We start from the raw sequence: 19948 nt of genomic DNA, 5'->3' as shown, positions 1-19948 counted from the left end.
CGCCATGGCGCGCGAAATCGGCGAAAGCCCGGATGTTGTCGCCAGGATTGTTCGCAACCGTCCCGCCACGCGCGACATCGCCCAGCGGATTGGGATTGGCTCCGCCCCCCTGTGCGTCGTGTGCGGCCGGGGGAGTTCCGGGCATGCCGGGGTTTTCCTGAGATACCTTGTCGAGACGCGGCTTCGCCTTCCCGTCTCAGCCAGCGCTCCTTCCGTGATCACGGCATTTCGCACACCCTTGATGCTGCGCGATGCGCTGTTCATCGTGATCTCGCAATCCGGGCGCAGCCCGGATCTTGTCGCGGCGACCAGATCGGCGCGTGCCGCGGGCGCCCGCACTATCGCCATCGTCAACGCGACGTCGTCGCCGGTGGCCGACGAAGCGGAGTTCGTCGTTCCGATCGAAGCTGGCACGGAGCACTCCGTGGCGGCGACCAAGACCGTGATCGGCTCGATGGCCGCCAGCGCCGAGCTTGTTGCCGAGTTGGCGGAGGACCCTGCGCTGCGGTCAACCCTCGACAGGCTGCCCGAGCGCCTGCACCGCGCGCTGGCGCTCGACTGGTCCGCAATTGCCGATGATCTCGCCAAGGCATCAGCCGTGTTTGTGGCGGCGCGAGGCCTGGGCCTGGGCTCGGCGCGGGAGATCGCGCTCAAGCTTTCGGAAATCCTGCGCCTGCCTTCCATTGGTCTGAGCGCTGCCGAGCTGCAGCATGGGCCGCGCGCCGCGCTATCATCGCGCACGCCGGTTGTCATGATGCGCCTCATGGACGAAACGGCTGTTACGGTGGACGCGGTGGCGGAAGAACTGCGCGAGCAGGAGATCGCGCTGCATCTATGCGGCGGACCGCATGGCTCGCTGCCCTGGCTGGCCGAGGATGACCCCGCCACCGACCCGATCACCATGCTCGTTCCGGCCTATCGGATGATCGAGCAGGCAGCGCGTGCCTGCGGATTTGACCCCGATCGTCCGCCTCGCCTGAGCAAGATTACCGAGACGTTTTGACGGCTGACCAATCGGCGACATCACGCGCACTTCGACCGTCAAGCGGCGACCGGCTTTCGTCCTCGTTCAAAAACGAAATCGCAGTACCCGTTTTGTATGGCGGCCGCGCAATACTCCCGGTATTTGGGAAACCCGCCCGTGAACAGCGTCAGTCCCTGAGCCTTGTCCTTGACGTTGGTGCCGACGTACCAGGTCTTCGCCTTGGACAGGAGCGAACGCTGCGCGAGCTTGAACACGAGCGACATCCAGTCGTCTTCCGCCTTCCTGGTCGGCTCGATGGTATCGAGGCCATGGTCAGCCATATGCGTGATGGCATTGGCGATCCAGTCGACATCGTTCTCGCTGATCCTGACGATGTTGGCCAGCGCCGCCGGGCCGTTAGGTCCGGTCGTCATGAAGAGATTCGGAAATCCCTCCATCATCAGGCCTAGATATGACCGGGCCCCCTCCTTCCATTTCTCGTTCACGGTACAGCCGTCGCGACCGACGACATCGAAAGCCGTCAGTGCGCCTGTCAGCCCGTCATAGCCGGTCGCAAAGATGAGCATGTCGAGTTCGGTTTCGCCCGACTGCGTGCGCACGCCATGCGCCGTGATCTCCACGATCGGGTCGGTGACGCAATCGATCAGGCGAACATTCGGCTGGTTGAACGTCTCATAATAGCCGGTGTCGAGGCACGGACGACGGGCAAAGATCGGGTAGCCGCGCGGCTTCAGCTTTTCCGCGGTGACGGTATCGGTGACGACGCCATTGATCTTGTCGCGCACGAACTCCGCAACATGCTCATTGGCCTCCTCGTTGCTCAAGAGATCCGTGAAGGTGCCGAGCATGGTCAACCCGCCGGACTTCCAGGCATCTTCCAGGAGCTCGCGACGACGCGACGGCGTCACGCTGAAGAACGCGCGGGTCGTCCACGGCCGCACGCCGCCGTTCGGGCTGTTGCGCGCCGCCTCGCGAATACCGGCGTAGTTGCGTTTGACATCCGCCACGTAATCGGGATCGAGCTTCTGGTTGCGCATCGGCATGGTGAAGCTCGGCGTGCGCTGGAACACGAACAGCTCATCGGCCTGCCGGCCGACCTCCTGCACGATCTGGATGCCGGTCGATCCCGTGCCGATCACGCCAACGCGCTTTCCTTTGAAGCTCACCGGATGATGCGGCCATTTACCAGCCCGCAGCAATTGACCCTTGTAGGCATCGATGCCGGGTATCTCGGGATCCCTCGGAATCGAGAGAGGACCGGTCGCCATCACGCAATAAGTGGCTTCAATCGTCTCGCCGCGATCGCTCGTCACCTTCCAAAGCTTGCGCGCTTCATCCCAGACGGCACGCGTGACCCGCGTGTTGAACTGGTAGTGCTTGCGCATGTCGAGCCGGTCGGCGACGAAGTTGAAGTAGGCCAGAAGCTCCGGCTGCGACGCGAACTCTTCCGACCAGGTCCACTCCTGTTCGATCTCGGGCGAAAAGGAATAGCTGTAGTCGATGCTCGGCAGATCGACGCGCGCACCGGGATAGCGATTCCAGTACCACACACCGCCGACGTCGCCGCCGGCCTCGAAGGCCGCGATCCTGAGGCCCATTTCGCGGAACTTGTAGACGGCGTACAGGCCGCCGAATCCGGCGCCGACGACGACCACGTCAACGCGCTGTCCTCCTGCAGTCCCAATCTTCATGTCGGCGTTTCCTCCATTTGATTCTTGAATCCTGAAGACGGCGTCCGCTAGCGCCGACGGAGATCGTAGATGGGATCGTCGGGAAACCACGCGCCCAATGGCAGCCGCGGTCCAAAGCGGATCGCTTCGGGCTCGGTTGCGGCCACCTGCTCGTCCACCCAGTCGTAGACGACCACGCGTCGGAAGACCCGCCACTCGCCGTCTCGCCGCTGAAAGACGTCGCAATAGCGGCCGGCAATCAGAAACTGGCGAACGACGTCATCCCGTCCCGGCCCGCGCTGCAGCGCGAGGAAATAGCTTTCGACAACGGCCTCGTTGGGTGCGGTGAACTCGATCAGGATGTTGCCGACCATATGGACGTTGCGTGCGCCGCTTTCGAAGATTCCGCTCGCCCACTGGAAGAACCCTTCGACCGGGCCCGAATACGGGCCGTGCTCATCCGTTGCATCCGGCCAGTAGGCGCTGCGAAGCGCCGCTTCATCGGCCCGATCAACCCCGCGGCAATAACGGTAGATGCAGTCGCGGATCGCCTCTCGATCGAGCAGCTCGGCGATCTTCGCTTGAGCTATGGTCATATCGCGCCCCGTCCAAGCCTTGGCTCGATGCGCAACTCGCACATCGGCCCTCCTTGACGGCGGCAACCATCCCATGTGCAGTGGAAGCAACCAACAAAACTTCATATGTGAAGCTGAATTTCACATTCTTGAATTTACTCCGGCAAAGGGAGGGGCGTTGTGGCACCGCAGCAGACGACATCCGCCTCCATTTCCGCGGCCGGATCCACGGTCAAATCCGCACTACGCGCCATTGAAATCCTCGAATTCTTCATGCGGGAACGGCAGCCGCGTGCCATGTCGGAAATCGGCGTTGCGCTCGGTTATCCGCCGTCCAGCGCCACCGTTTTGCTCAAGACGCTGGTCGGCCTCGGCTACCTGAATTTCGACCGCAAAACGCGGGTGTATTTCCCGACGCCGAAGGTGACCTCATTGGGTGACTGGATCCCGAGCACGCTGTTCGGAAGCAGCCGCCTGCTCGAGGCGATGCGCGACGTTCATGCCGCAACGGGTGAAGCCGTTGCGATCGGCACCACGAACGACGTGTATCTGCAGTACGTCAAGATCGTCCAATCCATTCACCCGCTTCGCTTTCATGTCGATGAGGGAACGCTCAGACCGCTGACGCAGTCCGCGCTCGGCTGGCTGCTGATGTCGACGATGCCGGACGAAAAGGTCGACAACATCGTTCGCCGCGCGAACATCGCTACGCCGAATGCGTCGGACAGGGTCAAGCTCCCGGAGATGATGAAGCGCATTCGCCAGATCCGCGGCAAAGGCTATTGCTCCGCAGAGAATGTGCCAATTTTGGGTGGAGCCACCATTTGCGTGCTGCTGCCGACCAAGATTCAGAAACAACCCGTGGCGCTCGGACTTGGCGGCGCAGCCGAGCGGATCAGGCAAAACTCCAGCCGCTACTTGAGCGTTCTGCAGCAGGCCGCCAGATCGGTCAGAGCCAACGACGCGTCAGCCGATACCGGCTTGTGATATCGCTCCAAACGGGCAGTCGCTGGACGGCCGTCACTCCTGCAGGGCTTCCTCACGCCGCGCGCGGATCGCGGGTAGCGTGATCAAAATGACTGCGACGGCGGCGGCGGCCAGGAGGCCGGCCGACAATGGCGAAGTCAGAAACACGCTCGCGTCGCCGCGCGAAAGCACCATCGCGCGGCGGAAATTCTCCTCGATCGCCGGCCCCAGCACCAGTCCCAGCAACAGCGGCGCGGCCGGTAGTTGCAGCTTGATCAGGACGTAGCCGAACACGCAAAACGCGGCCGCTTCATAGATCTCGAAGGTGCCGCCGTTGATCGAATAGACGCCGATCGAACAGAACACCATGATCGCCGGAAACAGATAGCGATAGGGAATAGTGAGAAGCTTTACCCACAATCCGACCAGCGGAAGGTTGAGGATCAGCAGCATCAGGTTGCCGACCCACATCGAGGCAATCAGCCCCCAGAACAGGGCCGGATTCTTGGTCATGACTTCCGGACCGGGCTGGATGTTGTGAATGTTCATGGCGCCTACCATCAGCGCCATCACGACGTTGGACGGCACGCCGAGCGTTAAAAGCGGAATGAAGGAGGTCTGGGCTCCGGCGTTGTTCGCCGATTCCGGACCCGCGATGCCTTCGATTGCGCCCTTGCCGAACTGCTCCGGATGCTTCGACAGCTTCTTTTCCAGCGTGTAGGAGGCGAAGGACGAGAGCACCGCGCCGCCGCCCGGCAGCACGCCGAGCAGCGTACCGAGCGTGGTGCCACGGAGCATCGCTGGGATCATGCGCCGGAAATCCTCCCGCGTCGGAAACAGATTGGCGATCTTCTGCGTCACCAGCGACAGCTTGTCGTCCTGCTCGAGGTTCTTGACGATCTCGGCAAAGCCGAAGATGCCCATCGCCAGCGGCACGAAATCGAGGCCGTCGAAGAGCTGCGGAACGCCGAAGGCAAAGCGCTGCGTTCCGCTGCTGAGGTCGGTGCCGACGAGGCTCAACAGCATGCCAAGCACGACCATGCCGACGCCCTCGATGAACGGACCGCTTGACAGCACCGAAGCAAGGATGAGGCCCAGGATCATCAGGGCAAAGAATTCCTTGGGGCCGAACAGCAAGGCCGCCGCCGTCAGCGGCCCGGCCAGCGCCGCAAGCGCCAGCGTGGCCACGCAGCCCGCAAAAAAGGAGCCGATCGCGGCCGTCGAGAGCGCGACGCCGGCCCGGCCCTGCTTCGCCATCTGGTAGCCGTCAATCGTGGTGACGACGGACGAGGACTCGCCGGGCAGGTTGACCACGATGGCCGTGGTCGATCCGCCATATTGCGCGCCGTAATAGATACCCGCCAGCATAATCAGCGCCGCCTCCGGTGGCAGCGCGTAGGTGATGGGAAGCAGCATTGCGATGGTGGCGAGCGGACCAAGGCCGGGGAGTACGCCGATCAAGGTACCCAGCAGGCATCCCGAGAAGGCGTAGAGCAGATTGGCCGGTTGGGCCGCGGTGGAGAAGCCGATCGCCAGGTTGTGAAAGAGATCCATCGCAGTTCGCCTTCAATTGAACAGCGCCGGCCATACCGGGAGCCGCAGCCCGAGGCCATAGACGAACACGAGCAGGCACAGCGCGATCAGCACCGCCGCATTTGCCAACGCTCCCTTCCAGGTGAACTCATGACTGGCCTTGCTCGACACCACGATCAGGACGAAGAGCGAGCCCACCAGACCAAGTGGAAACAGCAGGAGGGCAAACAGGATCACCGAACCCGTGACCCAGGCGAGGCCTTTCCAGTCCCACTGTCGCAACGGCTGCCGTTCTGCCGTCGATCGCATCGCCCGCACCATCACGGCAAGCCCGATAGCGGCAAGCACGATCGCGAGCATACGGGGAAAATAGCCCGGCCCCATCCGCGCCGCGGTGCCCGCGGGATAGCCGAGCGCCACGACGTAAAAGAAGATCGCAAAGCCGAGGAACAGCGCACCCGCAGCAAAGGCACGCTGATCGCGGATCGCAAACCGCGCCATCATTCTCGTCCCTCCTGATCCGGATTCCCGCCCGCCCTCTCGTCGATTGCTTCCAGCAGGATCGGCACACCGACGGCGCAGGCATGGACGCCGAGGTGGGCCGTCATCTGGAGAACCTGAAGGATTTCTCTGGTGTCGATACCGAGGCGCAGCGCCCGCCTGATTTGCACGCGCAGTCCCGACGGATTGAGACCCGTGAAGCAGGCATTCAAGGCAATCGAAATCAGGCAGCTCGCCTGCTCATCGAGCCCATCTGCCGCAACTCCTCCGACAAGGAGGTCGAGCAGCACGGCGAAATAGCCGGGATCAAGGCGCAGCCACTGGTCGCAGAAGTCGGGGAAATCCCCGAACCGGGCAATATAGGCTTCGCGCAGCGCCTGTTGTTGGCCGGACAGTTCGCCCCTTGGCGTATCGAGCCCTGCCGCGGCTAGCTCCTCGACCAGAATGCCGACACCGATATTGCAGCCATCAAGACCCTGCGCGGTCGCGAGCCGCAATACGTCGATGATTTCCCGCGCCGACGCGCCGTTCTCGAGCGCGAGACGCGTGTGCAATGCGAGCCCCGAACGAAACAGATGCGTCGCCGACCCATCCAGGGCGACATAGATCAATTCGCACATCTTGCGCGACAACGGGCCGGTTTCGGCGGGATAGCCGCCATAGCGGGCATAGGTTGCGAGAAAAGCCGGATCGAGCCGCAGCAGGCCCTCCGTCCATGGCCGCCAGTAACCGCGGGCGCGAATGAAAGCTTCCTTCAGGACCTGTTCCTCGGAAGTGAGATTCATGAGGCGTATCCTGCAATGACACGATCGGGACCCGCATAGACGCTGAGCCAACCATCGACTGCGATCACGCTGCCGGTGACAAAGCTGGCGTCGGGGCCGAGCAGAAACGCCGCGGTCTCGGCAATATCCTGCGCCGATGCTGCGCGCCCCAGCGGCATCCGGCTAACCGCGCTCGACGCCGTTCCCTCGATCGGTCCCGCGGCGATTGCATTGACGCGAATGCCGCGCCCGCTCCATTCACACGCCAGCGTCCGCGTGAGCATCGCGACCGCCCCGGCGCTGGCTGCGACCTCAACATCTTCGCCGAGCGCGACGTCGCCGGCGATCGATGTCAGGTTGAGCAGCGTGCCAAAGCCCTGTTGCTGCAGGACCGGTCCAACCGCTTTCGCGACGCGGAGCGCTCCCGTCAGATGGACCGCCAGCGCGTCACCGCCGGCATCGGCAGAAAGAGCGGTTCGATGGGCCGTGGTCACTGCATCCGCACCAACCGCATTTACGACCCCATCGACGCGACCGAAACGGCGCGCGATACTGGCGAGCGCCTCCGCCATGGCTTGCTCGTTCGAAATTTCGACCGGGAGCGCGTGGCATTGGGCAACCCCTGCGGCAAGCGCCGCCAATTGCTTGCCGTCGGCATCGAGCGCCACGACCGTCGCATCCTCATCAGAGAGCCTCCGGACCGTCGCCTGGCCGAGCGAACTGCAGGCACCGACGACGACGTAGGTCGGCCTCCCCGGCGGCGCCGCGCTGCGCTTGTTTTCTTCCGTGTGGCCATGACCGCCGAGCAGCGATCCACCGTCGACGAGAAAGGTCGATCCCGTGATGGACGATACCCGAGGCGAGGCCAGAAATGCGATTGCCGCGGCGATTTCCTCGGGCGCCGCCATGCGACCGAGCGGAATTCGTCGGGCTACCGCGACCGGGTCGATACGGCCGCGCGCGATCAGCGCCTCGACCAACTCGGTACGCGTATAGCCCGGTGCGATTGCGTTGACCCTGATTCCATCGCGCGCAAATGTGCAGGCATGGTGGCGTGTCATCGCAAGCACACCCGCCTTGGAGGCGCTGTAGCCGTTTCGAAACGGCACCGGCCGCAATGCCGCGCCGGAAGCGATATTGACGATGACACCTCCGCCGGAACGCCGCATCACCGCTGCAGCCTGCTCCGCAGCGACAAGGCTGCCGCGCAAATTGACCGCCACGAGATTTTCGAAGACAGAAACCGGCTGATCCACCACACCAACCCCATCCGTGTCGGTACGGCCGGCATTGTTGACGAGCACATCCAGGCCACCGAGGCGGCGGACGCAGTGCTGCACCATCTCGGCCACCTGCGCCGGCCGCGCCATGTCCACGCCGAAATATCCATGCGCTGCACCAAGCTCGCCGGCACGGATTGCGGCCTTGTCCGCATCGATGTCGGCGATCAGCACCCGGGCGCCCTGGGCTGCAAAGCGCCGCGCTGCTGCCCAACCGATCCCGGCGGCCGCCCCCGTGATCAGGACGACACGTCCGCTCAGTTCAGCTTCCCGTTCGGCTCGCGTCACAACCGGTCCCCGATGCTCCCAGGCGTCTTCTGCGCTAGGCGATGTTTGTGAGGACAATCCCGCCGTCGACCGTCAGCACCTGCGCCGATATGAAGCTGCTGTCGTCGCCGGCCAGGAAGGCGATAGTGTTGGCTATATCGTCGACCGTGCCGAGCCGTCCGAGCGGCGTCCGCGCGATCCGCCGCGCGTCGAGCTCCGCATTGCGGTTTCGCATCGTCCCCTCCGTCGGAATCGCCGATGGCGCCACCGCGTTCACCCTGATCTTGCGCTCGCCAAGTTCTGCCGCCGCGGCCCGCGTAATGCCCATGACGCCGGCCTTGATGCCGCTATAGACGATGCTGTTTTTCGCGGAGATCAATCCGGCAACCGAAGCCACATTGATGATCGCGCCGCCGCGCTCGCCATCCATCGCCTCGGCCGCTGCCTGAATGCCCCAGATGATCGCCTTGAAGCCGATATTGAGCATGCGATCCACGGTCTCGGGCGCGATGTCGGGCACCGACTGGTAGCGGACCCAGGCGGCATTGTTGACGAGGATATCGAGGCGTCCCTGCTGCTCGGCGAGGCCAAGGACGGCGGCGCGCATTCCGTCGCGGGTCGAGACGTCCTGCGTGACGGCAACCGCGGTGCCGCCAGCCGCCTTGATCGCTTCCACCGTCGAATTGACGAATTCAGGCTTCAGGTCGTTGACGCCCACGGTGGCGCCGCGTGACGCCAGAAGCAATGCGGTTGCGCGTCCGATCCCGTTCCCGGCGCCGCTCACGAACGCGACACGATTTGCAAGCGGCTTGTCCTTCATTTCCGTCATTGCGAGTTCCCTTCCCTATCGTGACGCGGTGACATCGGAAGCCGGCGCGATCGCACCGACGTAGCGGCGACCGAGCGCGGCCAGGACCTCGCTGGCATCACCCTGCGCCTGCAAGGCGCGGACACGGCGCAAGTGCCGGTGCACCGGGACATCCCAGGTGAATCCCATGCCGCCATGAATCTGCAGCGCGCCTTCGCTGATCGCGCTGCCATAGACGCCTGCGGCGAGAAACGCAGCATCACGCTGCAGCGCGCCGGCTTCGTCGCCGACGCTGCGTGTGATGGCGTGTCGTATGCCTTCCAGTCCGAGTTTCTGGCGGGCCAACGCATGCCGTATCGCCTGATTGTAGGATAGCGCGCGGCCAAACTGGCGGCGCGTCGATGCGTGTTCCTGCGCCAACGTCAGGCACGTCTCGGCAGAGCCCAGAATGGCCGCGGCGCGCAGGACGTTGGCGTCCGAGCACAGAACACGCCAGGTATTTTCGGGCAGAAGGTTCGCCGCCGGTATGGTAACGCCCTCCAGATGGACAGCGTGTTCGGGCACCGCCAGATCCAGACCCGTCGCGTCCTCGACGACGATCCCATTGCTGTTGGTCGAAACCAGTGCCGCCCCGCTCTCGCCGATGCGGACCAGAAGGCAATCGGCCTCGCGCGCGCAAGCTGCCCGGGCAATCCAGCCGTTGAGCACAACCGATTCACCTTCACGCGCGGCACTGACATTGCTCTGCCAGGCGATCGTCGCCAGCATTTCGCCTGATACGACGGCTTCGGCCGTTCGTGGCTGCGTTTCTTGCAGCACGCGGCCAAGAAGAAGGGCCTCCATCAGCGGAAAGCCGAGCAGGCCTGCCCCCGCGGCCGCGACCACCGGGACAGCAAAGGCCAGCGGCAAATCCAGCCCGCCGACATCGTGAGACGCCATCACCCCGAGCAGGCCGTCATTGGCAAGGTGTCTCGCCTGCTCCCGCAAACTCAAATCCGCACAATCCGCAACCGCGCGCGCCGCGGTAACGGCGAACTCGCTCGGCTGCAATCCTTCGCCGGTCAATGTCATCACTTGCCTTTCGAAAGCTGCAGAATCCTGTCGGCGATGATGCCGAGCTGAATTTCGGTGGTGCCGGCATAAATCGTCTCGGCGCGTGCCTGCAGATAGATCGCCTCGAAGCGGCGGCGCGCGACCTGCACGGCCGGATGCAGCGGTAACGATGCCTGGTTCAGCAGCTCAAGCGTGAGCGCCGCAAAACGCTGGTGCGCTTCGCTCCAGTGCAGCTTCGCAAGACTCCCGCGCGCGCCGATCCGGTCGCCGTTCACCAGCGCGTCCACGGCCGTCTCGACATGCGCCTTCAGCACCTCGATGTCGACGACAATCTCGCCGAGCCTGACTTCGTAGTGTCGCTCTGCGACCAGTTGCGCCAGCACCGGATCGGCCTTGCAGGCCGAGATCACGTGACGAAGCTCGTTCTCGAAGCGCCAGGCGCGATACATGCGGTTGGTAGCCCGTTCGATCTCAAGCACGCGGATTGCGGCGGCCCACCCTTCATCCGGCGCTCCGAGCGCATCGGACTGCAGGACCTCGACGTCGTCGAAAAAGACCTCGCAAAAACTCTCGCGTCCGTCGATCGATTTGATCGGCCGCACACGCACACCCTTTGCGTCGAGCCGCACGGCAAACATCGCCAGCCCACGATGCCGGTCCTCCAGCGGGCCCGTTCGCGCCAGCACCAGACAGCGCTGGGCGCGGTACGCACCGCTGGTCCAGATCTTCTGACCGTTGATCCGCCAGGTGTCGCCGCTGCGGGTGGCACGCGTCCGCAGGCCCGCGAGATCCGATCCCGCCTCGGGCTCGGAAAAGCCCTGACACCAGATATCCCGCATCTCCAGGATCGCCGGCAGGAAGCGGCGCTTCTGCTCCTCGGTGCCGACAGCGAGAATGATCGGGCCTGCGAGCTCCTTGCCGATCGAATTGACGCTTTCCGGCATCGCCAGCGCGCCGATCTCCTGGTTCGCGATCAGGTGTTCGCGCAAGGTCCGGCCATGCCCGCCGTAGCCTTTCGGCCAGATGATGCCGGCGAGCCCGGCGCGATACATCGCCGCCTCCCACGCAATCGATTGCGGCAGGGTCGGCGGTGAGAAGGCCGCGCTGTCGCTGCGAAAGTTCGCAGGCAGATTGGCCCGAAGCCAACGACGCATCGCGACCCGATAGGCCTCACCGGACAGATCACCGGATGCGGCTGCAGGCGGCTCTGTTTCAATCACTGTCATCGTCGACTTCCCGCTTCAACTGAACCGGGAGCGATGCCGGCCGCAATCGACCGGATCGCTCCTCGGATTTTTCCGATCATTGCGACTTGAGCAGATCGCACGCGCTTTCCGAGGCCGGGCGCCACGCCTCCTCGGCGGGAATGGTCCCCGTGATCTCGTAATAGTCGTTGGCGTATTTCGACTCGGCCGGCGTCTTGATGCGGGCCACGTAGAGCGGACGCATCACCTGCCCGTCGGCGCGGATGCTGACATTCTTCATCGCGAAATCGTTGACCGGCGTACTCTTCATCTGCCGCGTCACCGCATCGCCCTCGTCGGTACCGGCAGCCGCAACCGCCTTGAGGTAGTGCGTGATGGCACTGTAGGTGGCAGACTTTGCCTCGTTCAGGATCTGGCCGTTAGACGCCTCGGCAAAGCGCTTGGCGAAGGCGCGGGTTTCGACAGTGAGGTCCCAGTAGAACGGAGTGGTCAAGCGGACGTTCTGCAGGTCGCGCAGCCCGATCCCATGCGCCTGATTGATCATCAAGCCCAGCGGCACAAGCAACTGCTTCTGCGGCAAGCCGAACTCCTGCGCCTGCTTGATGGCATTGCCGAAATCCGCGCCGGAATTAGCCAGCGCAATCGCCTTGGCGCCGCTCGCCTGCGCCGTCAGCAGGAACGAGGAGAAATCCGATGAGTTCAGCGGATGCAGCACCGAGCCCACGACCTTGCCGCCGCCCGCCTTGATGAAGTTCGTGGTGTCGGCCTGCCATCCCTTGCCGAAGGCGTAGTCGACGGTCAGGAAGAACCATGTGTCCACGCCCTGCCCCAGCAAGGCCTTCACCGTGGCCTTCGGCTGCGCGTAGGTGTCCACCATCCATTGCGTGGTCATCGGCGAGCACTTATCGTTGGTGAAGAACGACCCTGCCGTCCCCGCCAGAAGATACGGCTTCTTCCGCGCCTTCATGATGTCCTGCACGGCGAGCGCGATCGAGGAGGCCGAGCAGCCCACGATGGCATCGACGCCCTCATTGTCGAGCCAGCGCAGCGCCACGGCGACGCCGATGTCGGGCTTGTTCTGGTCGTCGGCGACGACGAGCTCGATCTTCTTGCCGTTGACGACGCCACCGAAATCAGAGATCGCGAGCCGCGCCGAAGCAACCGAACCTGGCCCGCAATTGTCGGCATACGGGCCGTTCTGATCGTTCATGATCCCGATCTTGATCACGTCGCTGGAGATGCCTTGGGCGCGGAGCGGGACCGTTACGAACAGCATCGCGGCCAACGCAACGACGGCGTTGAGAAAACGAATATTCCCCTTCATCATCAGTTCCTCCCTGCAGTGATTGAGCCGACTTCGCGGTTCTTGTTGATTGATGCCTTCAGTGTTGCGGACCGCCCGTGCGCGGGACGATGAGTGCGTCGAGCGCAACCGCGCCCTCGCCTTCCGCCTTCAAGAGCAGTGGATTGATGTCGATTTCGGATACCGATTCCGCATGCGCGACCGCAAAGCGCGACAACGCGGCGATGGCCCGGGCTGCGGCCTCGAGATCGGCGCGCCGCCGGCCCCGCGCCCCGTTCAAGACTGCGAATGCCCTCAGCGATGTCAGCATCGCCATAGCCTGCGTCTCGCTCACGGGCGCCATCTGCACGGCGGTGTCCTGGAAGATTTCGGCAAAGATGCCGCCGAGACCGACCATGACGACCGGCCCGAACACCGGATCGATCCGGCTGCCGAGGATGAGCTCGGACAGGCCTTGCGCCATCGGGGCAACGATCACGCCATCGATCGCCGCGTGCGGTGCTTTCGCAGCGACCCGCGAGAGCATCTCGGCATGCGCTTGCCGCACCTCGGCTTCGGACCGAAGCCTGACGGCAACACCTCCGACTTCCGTCTTGTGCGGCAGATCGGGCGAGGCGATTTTCAAGACAACCGGAAAGCCCATCTCGCTGGCGACGCGGGCTGCGGCGTCGGCATTCAAGACCAACTGCTCGGCGAGCACCGGAAGGCCGGCGTCCGCAAGCGCGCGCTTGGCGCCGAGCTCATGCCGGAACGCCTCCGCGGAAAGCGGCGAGGCTTTCGCAATGACTGATGGGTTTGCATCCTTCGGGGCTTTCGCCGCCGCCTGCAGTCGCGCCAGCGCCGCGACCACCGCGCAGCAGCCGTCAAAACTCGCAATCGTCGGATAGCCCATGGCATGCAGCTCGGCGAGCGCGTCGGGCGGGCCGTCGACGCAGAGAATGACGGGACGGTCGGGATATTGCGCACGGATGTGGCGCAGGGCCTCCATGTAGACCGAGCGCAGGCGCGGCATGTGCAGCGAGAACGGAAGCGGCAGCACGATCACGTCACTGCGATCGTCGGCCACGACTGCCGATAAAATCTTCTGCAACAGATCGGGTCGGCTCGACATCTGCGCGGTGGCATCCACCGGATTGCGCGCGGACGCAAACGGGACGAGCTCGAGGATCGTGCGCTGCGTTGCTTCGCTCAGCTCCGGCAACGACAACCCGACGGCCTGCGCGGCATCCGCCAGCAGGACACCGAACCCGCCCGACGCGGTCACAACCGCCAGACGCGGCCCCTTCGGCAGCCGGTCCGGCAGCAGGATCGAGGCGGCATGGCCAAGCTCGATCAGTTCCTCGATGCTGCGCACCCGAACCGCGCCATGACGCGCAAGCAAGGCGTCAAAGACCGCGTCCGATCCCGCCAGCGCTCCGGTGTGGGAAGCAGCCGCCGCCTGCCCCGCCGCCGAGGTGCCGATCTTCAGCACAAGAACCGGCTTTCCGGCATCGCGCGCCTCGGTCAGCGCCGCAATCAGGCGACCCGCATCCCGGCAAGCCTCCACACAGCACAAGATGACCTTGGTGGCGGGATCGCGGGCAAGCCAGGCAATTCCGTCGGCAACATCGATGTCGCATTCATTGCCGGTCGTCATGAAGCGGCTGACGCCGACGCCGCGGTCGCTCGCCATCCGCATGGTGAAGCTGCCGAGATTGCCGCTTTGCGAGACGATGCCGAGCGAGCCGGCGGCCGGCAGGCTGTGCTCGAGCACGATCGAGAAGGTGGCGATCGCCCGATCGGCAACGCTGACCGCGCCGAGGCAATTCGGCCCCAGCAGCCGCATGCCGGTCCGGCGCGCGGCCACGCGCAGCCGCTCCTGCATGGCGCGACCCTTCTCGCCCAGCTCTGCAAAACCCGAGGAGAACACGACGACGCTGCGGACGCCGCGTCCGGCGCATTGCTCCACCGCTTCAGGTGCCTTCTCGGCGTCAACCGCGATGATGGCAAGGTCCGGCGCTTCCGGCAGCTCGTCGAGCGACGCATAGGCCTGAAGCCCCTGCACCACCGAAGCCTTCGGATTGACCGGATAGATCTGCCCCGCATAGCTGTAGCGGCGCAACAGATCCACCGGCCGACCACCGATCTTGGTGGCGTCCTGCGATGCACCGATGATGGCGATCGAGCGCGGCGCCATCAACGCGTCGAGACCCTCTCCCGGCCGCATCGTCAGCGCCCCTTGAACACCGGCGCGCGCTTTTCCAGGAACGCCATGCGCGCTTCCTTGGCGTCTTCGGTCTTCGACAGCGCCATGGTGATGTTCTGCTCGAAGCGATAGGCATCGCGCGGCGGCATCAGCTCGACCATGTTGGTGGCCTGCTTGGCATACTCGATCGCGACCGGGCTCTTCTCGGCGATCTCGCGCGCGATCTTCATCGCTTCCGGGATCAGGTTTTCGCGGGTGGTGCAGTCCTCGATGATGCCGAGCCTATAAAGCTCGGCCGCGGGCACCCGGTAGCCCGTGAAGAACATGCGGCGCATTAGGGAGCGGCCGAACAACGTGTTCAGCATCGCCGCGCCGCCGGCAAGGCCGACATTGATCTCGGGCATGCCGAACACGGCTTCTTCGGAGGCGTAGAAGATGTCGCAGGACGCCATCAGGCCGAGGCCGGCGCCGAGCGCGACGCCGTTGATCGCGGCAATCACCGGCTTGGAGCACTCGCGGATGCAGTTACCGGTTTCGCGGGTGATGCGGTTGTGGTCGTGAAACGCACCGATCTTCGTCGGGTCCGGGCGATCCTTCAGATCGGCGCCGCTGCAAAACACCTTGCCGGCGCCGGTGAGAATCGCAACTCGGACATCGCTGCGCTCGGATATCTCGTCGAACACGCTGACGATGCGATCCCGCATCGCGCGATTGAGCGCATTCACCGGCGGGCGGTTCAGCGTCACCAATGCGATGTGATCGGATACTTCGAGCGTGATGATGTCGCCGGACATGGCTTCCTCCTGATTTGCTTGATCTTGACGACGCGATCCTCGACGCCGGCGTCGGCTTCAGACGCCTGACCGATCGGTCAGTTTTTTGGCAAATAGCACCAAGGCTGCTCGCTTGCAAGAGCCGTTCGCACAGATCAGTTGACTGACCGATCGGTCAGGTATTAGGTTGCTGCCCAACCGACAACAAAATCCCGGGAGAATTCGCCATGGCAAGAATCAGCCGACGTCAGTTCACGACGCTCGTGGCCGGCGCCATCATCGCGCCGTTTGCCGCGCCCGCGATCGTCAGAGCGCGCTCGTCACAGACCATCTTCATCATCGTGCCCTATGCGAGCGGCGGCTCGATCGACAGCCTGATGCGCACGGTCGCCAAGGGAATGTCGGAAGCGCTCGATCAGCCGGTTCTGGTCGACAACAAGCCCGGCGCCAACGGCATCGTCGGATCGCAATATGTGGCACGCGCCGCCAAGGACGGCACCGTCCTGCTCGCCGGCGGCACCGGCCCGATCTCGTTGAATGTCCTGTTGCGCAAAAACCTGCCCTACAAGCTTTCGGATTTCGCTTCGGTCGCCATGCTCTGCAACGGCCCGCTGTCGCTGACCGTGAACGCCAAGATGCCGGTTACCGATGTGAAGAGTTTCGTTACCTATGCCAAGGGCCGCGACAAGCCGCTGTTCTACGCCACCCTCGGCCCCGGCAGCGTGACGCATCTGTTCGGGATCATGATGGGGAAATCGATGGGCTTCGCCGTCACCGACGTCGCCTATCGCAACAATCCGCTTTCGGTCATGGAGCTGCTGTCAGGCGCGTGCGACCTCAATTTCGCAACGCCGGCCGCCGTGGCCGAGCACGCCAAGACCGGGCAATTGCGCATTCTCGCGGTTTCCTCCGCCAAGCGCATGGCGAACATTCCAGATGTCCCGACGCTCGCCGAGTCAGGCTATCCGGAGCTCTCCGCATCGTTCTGGACCGCGCTGCACGCACCCGCCGGCACCCCGCGCGACGTGATTGAACGGCTGAACGCGGCGGCCAACACCGCGATGCAGAAGCCGGAGATCGCAAAGCAACTGGAAACCGATGGATTGCAAGCCGACATCGGCGCACCGCAGTTGCTCGATTCCCAACTGGGCAAGGACGCGGCCCTTTGGGGACCGGTGATCACGGCGCAGAATATATCACTCGAATGAACCGGGTCTTCGCCCGGCCGTTCGATCGTCAGGATCTCGGCGTCTGACGCGCCTTTCGCCGGGAGGATTTGGGCGGCTCTGCCGGCGGCGGTGCCGCAACATCACCGCTACGAAGGCCGTTGAACACCATGTCGAAGAAGATGTCGGCGATCTGCTCCGGCGTTGCGCTCTTGTTGGGATTGTACCACCGATGCATCCAGTTGAGCGACGACAGGATCAGCCGCCCGGTCATGGGAACATCGACCTTTCGAATTTCGCCGGCGTCGATCGCTTCCTGGATCAGGCCGCGCAGAAAGTTCTCGAACCGGTCGCGGCGCGTGAGCCTTTCCTTCTGGCGGTGACGATCCGGATCGTTCCAGAAGGCGGTCGTCGATGCGATCCAGGCCCAGCGATATCTCCGGAAATACTCGGCGGTCGCGACCATGAAGGCGCGGATCTTCTGCGACGGCGGCCCGTCCGGAACCCGGTCGCGCACGAACAGGTACAGTTCAAGCGTGGAGCCGACGGCCACGCGCGCGTAGATCTCATCCTTGTTGGAGAAATGATGATACAGCAGCGACTTCGAGATGCCGCAGGCTACGGCAATGTCGCGCATCGACGTGCCGTCATATCCCTTGGTGGCGAACAGCCGTCCGGCTTCCGAGAGGATCTGCAGGACACGATCGGACGCCTCCGCCTGGTTCGGGATTCCGTCCTTTGTCGTCGATAATTCAACCATCGAACCCGCAATCTGTCTTGGCGCGTCCGAACCTAAAGCCGCAGTGACCGCCATTCCAGAACGACCGTAGATTTTCACCGACCGACCGGTCAAGTCCGCTCAGCCCTTGCAGCCCAACAAGGTATACCGCGATGAATAAAACCCCGCGCATCATCCGTATCGGAGGAACCAAGGACCAGCTCGGCGAGAGCCCGGTGTGGGACGAGCGCACGCAGTCGCTGGTCTGGATCGATTCCCTTGCGGGAGCGATCCGCAAACTGTCGCCCGCAACCGGCGCCATCGAGGAATTCCAGGTGCCGGCTCCGATCGGGTCACTCGCCCTGACGCATGCCGGCGGCGGGGTCCTGGCGCTGCGCCATGGCTTTGCGCAGTACGATTTCAACACGCACGGCTTGACCATGGGCCCCTCGATCGACGTCGAACACCCCATGGTACGGCTGAACGACGGCAAGGCGGATCCTTTCGGGCGCTTCGTGGCCGGGACCCTGCATGGCGGCCGGGCGGAGAATGAAAGGCCGCTTGGCGGCCTCTATCGCATCGACGCGTCGGGCGCGATCGAACTGATCGAGGACGATCTTGGCGTGACCAACGGCCCGTGTTTCAGTCCGGACGGCAGGACGTTCTATCTCGCGGACTCGGCGCGGCACGTGACCTGGGCCTATGACTATCGCCGCGAGGGCCCGCTTGCGAACAAGCGCATCTTCGTCAATACGGACGCACTAGGCTCGGGCGCCGACGGGGCGACGGTCGATGCGGAAGGTTATTTGTGGACCGTGCTGGTGCGCATCGGCGCGATTGCTCGCTTCGCGCCGGATGGAACGATGGAGCGGCTTGTCGAGATGCCGGTCCGCCATCCGACCAGCGTCGCGTTCGGCGGCCCCGGCCTCGATGTACTCTATGTGACGTCAATTTCGCGCAGCACGAACCTCGCGGACGACAGCCCGGATGCCGGAGGATTGTTTGCGGTCGAGGATCTCGGCGTGAAGGGACTGGTGGCCGAGAGGTTCGGCTGACGCTAAAGCGTGATGAAATTAGATTTGATTGCGACCACGAAGAAGGCGCGCTCCCTCTCCCGCTTGCGGGGAGGGTTGGGGTGGGGGTGTTACCGCGGGCGATACTGCCCGAGTGGAGAGAGCCCCCACCCGGCGCTTCGCGCCGACCTCCCCCGCAAGCGGGAGAGGTGAAGCGCGTTGCGGCTAAACTCATCTAACCAAAAATCATCATGCTCTAGGCAGACCGTTTGATCTGCCGCGGCACGCTCTCGGCCATGTAATCGACAAACACCCTGATCTTTTCCGGCAGATAGCTGCTCTGCTGGAACGTGGCGTAGATGCCCTCGTCGAAGGTCGAGTTGGTGACGCGGAAGCCCGGCAGCAGGCGCATCAGCCTTCCGCTCTTCAACTCGTCCGCGACCGTATAGTCGTCGAGCAACGCAATGCCGTGTCCCTGCGCGGCGAGATCGCACAGGATGATGCCGTTATTGCTGCTGAACGAGGATGGCACCACGATCTCGCGTAGCCGGTTCTTGCGCATGAACTTCCAAACCACGTCCTCAGGTCCCATCCAGTAGGTCAGGCAGTTGTGCCCCGTCAGATCATCCGGGCCGCGCAGCTTCGGCATTCGCCTGGCATAGTCCGGCGATGCCACCAGAATGCGTTCGCTCCTCACTAGCCTGCGCTGCATCAAGCCCGGATCCTTCGGCGCGGCGATCTGGAAATCGATGTCGAATTCCTCCTCGCGGAGCTGGACGCGCCGCTCCGACAGACGAAGCTCGACCTTCAACTCCGGATAAAGTTTCTGGAACTGCGGAATCAACGGTGAGAGCACCTTGATTCCGAACAGCGTTCGCGAATGAACCCGGAGCGTGCCGCGCGGCGTACTTTGCAAGGCGAGCGCCGCGGCCTCGGCATCCTCGATGCCGTGCAGCACCTGCTCGGTGCGCTGAAAGAAAATCTTGCCGGCCTCGGTCAGCCCGAGATGACGGGTGCTGCGATTGATCAATTGCACCCCGAGCTGGGCCTCGAGCTCCCCGACATAGCGTGACACCGACGCCGGAGAGAGCCCCGCTTTTCGGCCCGCAGCGGAAAAGCTGCCCTCGCGTACGGTGCTGACGAACAATTCCATGGCCTGGAGGCGATTCATCGATCTTTTCAG

General features: G+C 63.9%; 18 protein-coding genes. 4 read left to right on the top strand and 14 right to left on the bottom strand.

Features of this window, described 5'->3' with window-relative positions:
• Nucleotides 1-4: 4 nt before the first annotated feature.
• Nucleotides 5-1003: an SIS domain-containing protein gene (locus LMTR21_RS06000; RefSeq protein WP_065755707.1), complete on the top strand. Its 999-nt coding sequence runs from the start codon at nucleotides 5-7 to the stop codon at nucleotides 1001-1003.
• A gap of 38 nt (nucleotides 1004-1041) precedes the next feature.
• Here LMTR21_RS06000 and LMTR21_RS05995 read toward each other — a convergent pair whose 3' ends face one another.
• Together LMTR21_RS05995 and LMTR21_RS05990 are read right to left on the bottom strand one after the other, a co-directional pair.
• Nucleotides 1042-2676 carry a flavin-containing monooxygenase gene (locus LMTR21_RS05995; RefSeq protein WP_065755706.1) on the bottom strand — a complete coding sequence of 545 codons (1635 nt, stop codon included), beginning with the start codon at nucleotides 2674-2676 and terminating at the stop codon, nucleotides 1042-1044.
• A 47-nt stretch (nucleotides 2677-2723) separates the two neighbouring features.
• The gene (locus LMTR21_RS05990) at nucleotides 2724-3245 is read right to left on the bottom strand and encodes a nuclear transport factor 2 family protein (protein WP_065755874.1); all 522 of its coding nucleotides are present in this window, start codon (nucleotides 3243-3245) and stop codon (nucleotides 2724-2726) included.
• Nucleotides 3246-3410: 165 nt separating this feature from the next.
• Between LMTR21_RS05990 and LMTR21_RS05985 the strand changes: the two genes are divergently transcribed.
• Nucleotides 3411-4217, top strand: coding sequence for an IclR family transcriptional regulator (locus tag LMTR21_RS05985; RefSeq protein WP_210250562.1), 807 nt, complete (start codon nucleotides 3411-3413; stop codon nucleotides 4215-4217).
• Between the two features lie 33 nt (nucleotides 4218-4250).
• Here the strand turns inward: LMTR21_RS05985 and LMTR21_RS05980 are convergent, their stop codons facing one another.
• From LMTR21_RS05980 to LMTR21_RS05935, 10 genes are all read right to left on the bottom strand, one after another.
• Entirely contained in the window at nucleotides 4251-5750 is a 1500-nt protein-coding gene (locus tag LMTR21_RS05980; protein ID WP_065755705.1) for a tripartite tricarboxylate transporter permease, read from the bottom strand.
• 12 nt (nucleotides 5751-5762) lie between these two features.
• Nucleotides 5763-6233: a tripartite tricarboxylate transporter TctB family protein gene (locus LMTR21_RS05975; RefSeq protein WP_246175242.1), complete on the bottom strand. Its 471-nt coding sequence runs from the start codon at nucleotides 6231-6233 to the stop codon at nucleotides 5763-5765.
• The gene (locus tag LMTR21_RS05970; RefSeq protein WP_065755704.1) at nucleotides 6230-7015 is read right to left on the bottom strand and encodes a carboxymuconolactone decarboxylase family protein; all 786 of its coding nucleotides are present in this window, start codon (nucleotides 7013-7015) and stop codon (nucleotides 6230-6232) included. The genes LMTR21_RS05975 and LMTR21_RS05970 overlap by 4 nt, the downstream gene beginning before the upstream one ends.
• Nucleotides 7012-8562, bottom strand: coding sequence for an SDR family oxidoreductase (locus LMTR21_RS05965; RefSeq protein WP_065755703.1), 1551 nt, complete (start codon nucleotides 8560-8562; stop codon nucleotides 7012-7014). Before LMTR21_RS05965 ends, LMTR21_RS05970 begins: the two co-directional genes overlap by 4 nt.
• A 34-nt stretch (nucleotides 8563-8596) precedes the next feature.
• A complete protein-coding gene (locus tag LMTR21_RS05960; RefSeq protein ID WP_065755702.1) occupies nucleotides 8597-9370 on the bottom strand; it encodes an SDR family NAD(P)-dependent oxidoreductase in 774 nt (257 codons plus the stop codon).
• 15 nt (nucleotides 9371-9385) lie between these two features.
• Nucleotides 9386-10420 (bottom strand): acyl-CoA dehydrogenase family protein, encoded by a 1035-nt coding sequence (locus LMTR21_RS05955; RefSeq protein WP_065755701.1) that lies wholly within the window; start codon nucleotides 10418-10420, stop codon nucleotides 9386-9388.
• The gene (locus tag LMTR21_RS05950; RefSeq protein WP_065755700.1) at nucleotides 10420-11628 is read right to left on the bottom strand and encodes an acyl-CoA dehydrogenase; all 1209 of its coding nucleotides are present in this window, start codon (nucleotides 11626-11628) and stop codon (nucleotides 10420-10422) included. The genes LMTR21_RS05955 and LMTR21_RS05950 overlap by 1 nt, the downstream gene beginning before the upstream one ends.
• Nucleotides 11629-11704: 76 nt before the next feature.
• Nucleotides 11705-12934, bottom strand: a complete 1230-nt coding sequence (locus tag LMTR21_RS05945) for an ABC transporter substrate-binding protein (RefSeq protein ID WP_065755699.1) — start codon at nucleotides 12932-12934, stop codon at nucleotides 11705-11707.
• 55 nt (nucleotides 12935-12989) lie between these two features.
• Nucleotides 12990-15116, bottom strand: coding sequence for an acetate--CoA ligase family protein (locus LMTR21_RS05940; protein WP_065755698.1), 2127 nt, complete (start codon nucleotides 15114-15116; stop codon nucleotides 12990-12992).
• Nucleotides 15117-15118: 2 nt separating this feature from the next.
• Nucleotides 15119-15889 (bottom strand): enoyl-CoA hydratase/isomerase family protein, encoded by a 771-nt coding sequence (locus tag LMTR21_RS05935; RefSeq protein WP_065755697.1) that lies wholly within the window; start codon nucleotides 15887-15889, stop codon nucleotides 15119-15121.
• Nucleotides 15890-16095: 206 nt separating this feature from the next.
• Here LMTR21_RS05935 and LMTR21_RS05930 point away from each other — a divergent pair, with 206 nt between their 5' ends.
• Nucleotides 16096-17076 carry a tripartite tricarboxylate transporter substrate binding protein gene (locus LMTR21_RS05930; RefSeq protein ID WP_065755696.1) on the top strand — a complete coding sequence of 327 codons (981 nt, stop codon included), beginning with the start codon at nucleotides 16096-16098 and terminating at the stop codon, nucleotides 17074-17076.
• A 28-nt stretch (nucleotides 17077-17104) separates the two neighbouring features.
• On the opposite strand, the gene LMTR21_RS05925 is transcribed toward LMTR21_RS05930, so the two are convergent.
• Complete coding sequence (locus LMTR21_RS05925; protein WP_065755871.1) at nucleotides 17105-17794, bottom strand: TetR/AcrR family transcriptional regulator; 690 nt, start codon at nucleotides 17792-17794, stop codon at nucleotides 17105-17107.
• Between the two features lie 131 nt (nucleotides 17795-17925).
• On the opposite strand from LMTR21_RS05925, the gene LMTR21_RS05920 reads away from it, so the two are divergent.
• Complete coding sequence (locus LMTR21_RS05920) at nucleotides 17926-18807, top strand: SMP-30/gluconolactonase/LRE family protein (RefSeq protein ID WP_065755695.1); 882 nt, start codon at nucleotides 17926-17928, stop codon at nucleotides 18805-18807.
• A 214-nt stretch (nucleotides 18808-19021) separates the two neighbouring features.
• Here the strand turns inward: LMTR21_RS05920 and LMTR21_RS05915 are convergent, their stop codons facing one another.
• Nucleotides 19022-19936 carry a LysR family transcriptional regulator gene (locus LMTR21_RS05915; protein ID WP_065755870.1) on the bottom strand — a complete coding sequence of 305 codons (915 nt, stop codon included), beginning with the start codon at nucleotides 19934-19936 and terminating at the stop codon, nucleotides 19022-19024.
• Between the last annotated feature and the right edge of the window lie 12 nt (nucleotides 19937-19948).

This window comes from Bradyrhizobium paxllaeri (assembly GCF_001693515.2).
Lineage (GTDB): Bacteria > Pseudomonadota > Alphaproteobacteria > Rhizobiales > Xanthobacteraceae > Bradyrhizobium > Bradyrhizobium paxllaeri.
This window is presented reverse-complemented; position numbering and strand designations above follow the sequence as displayed.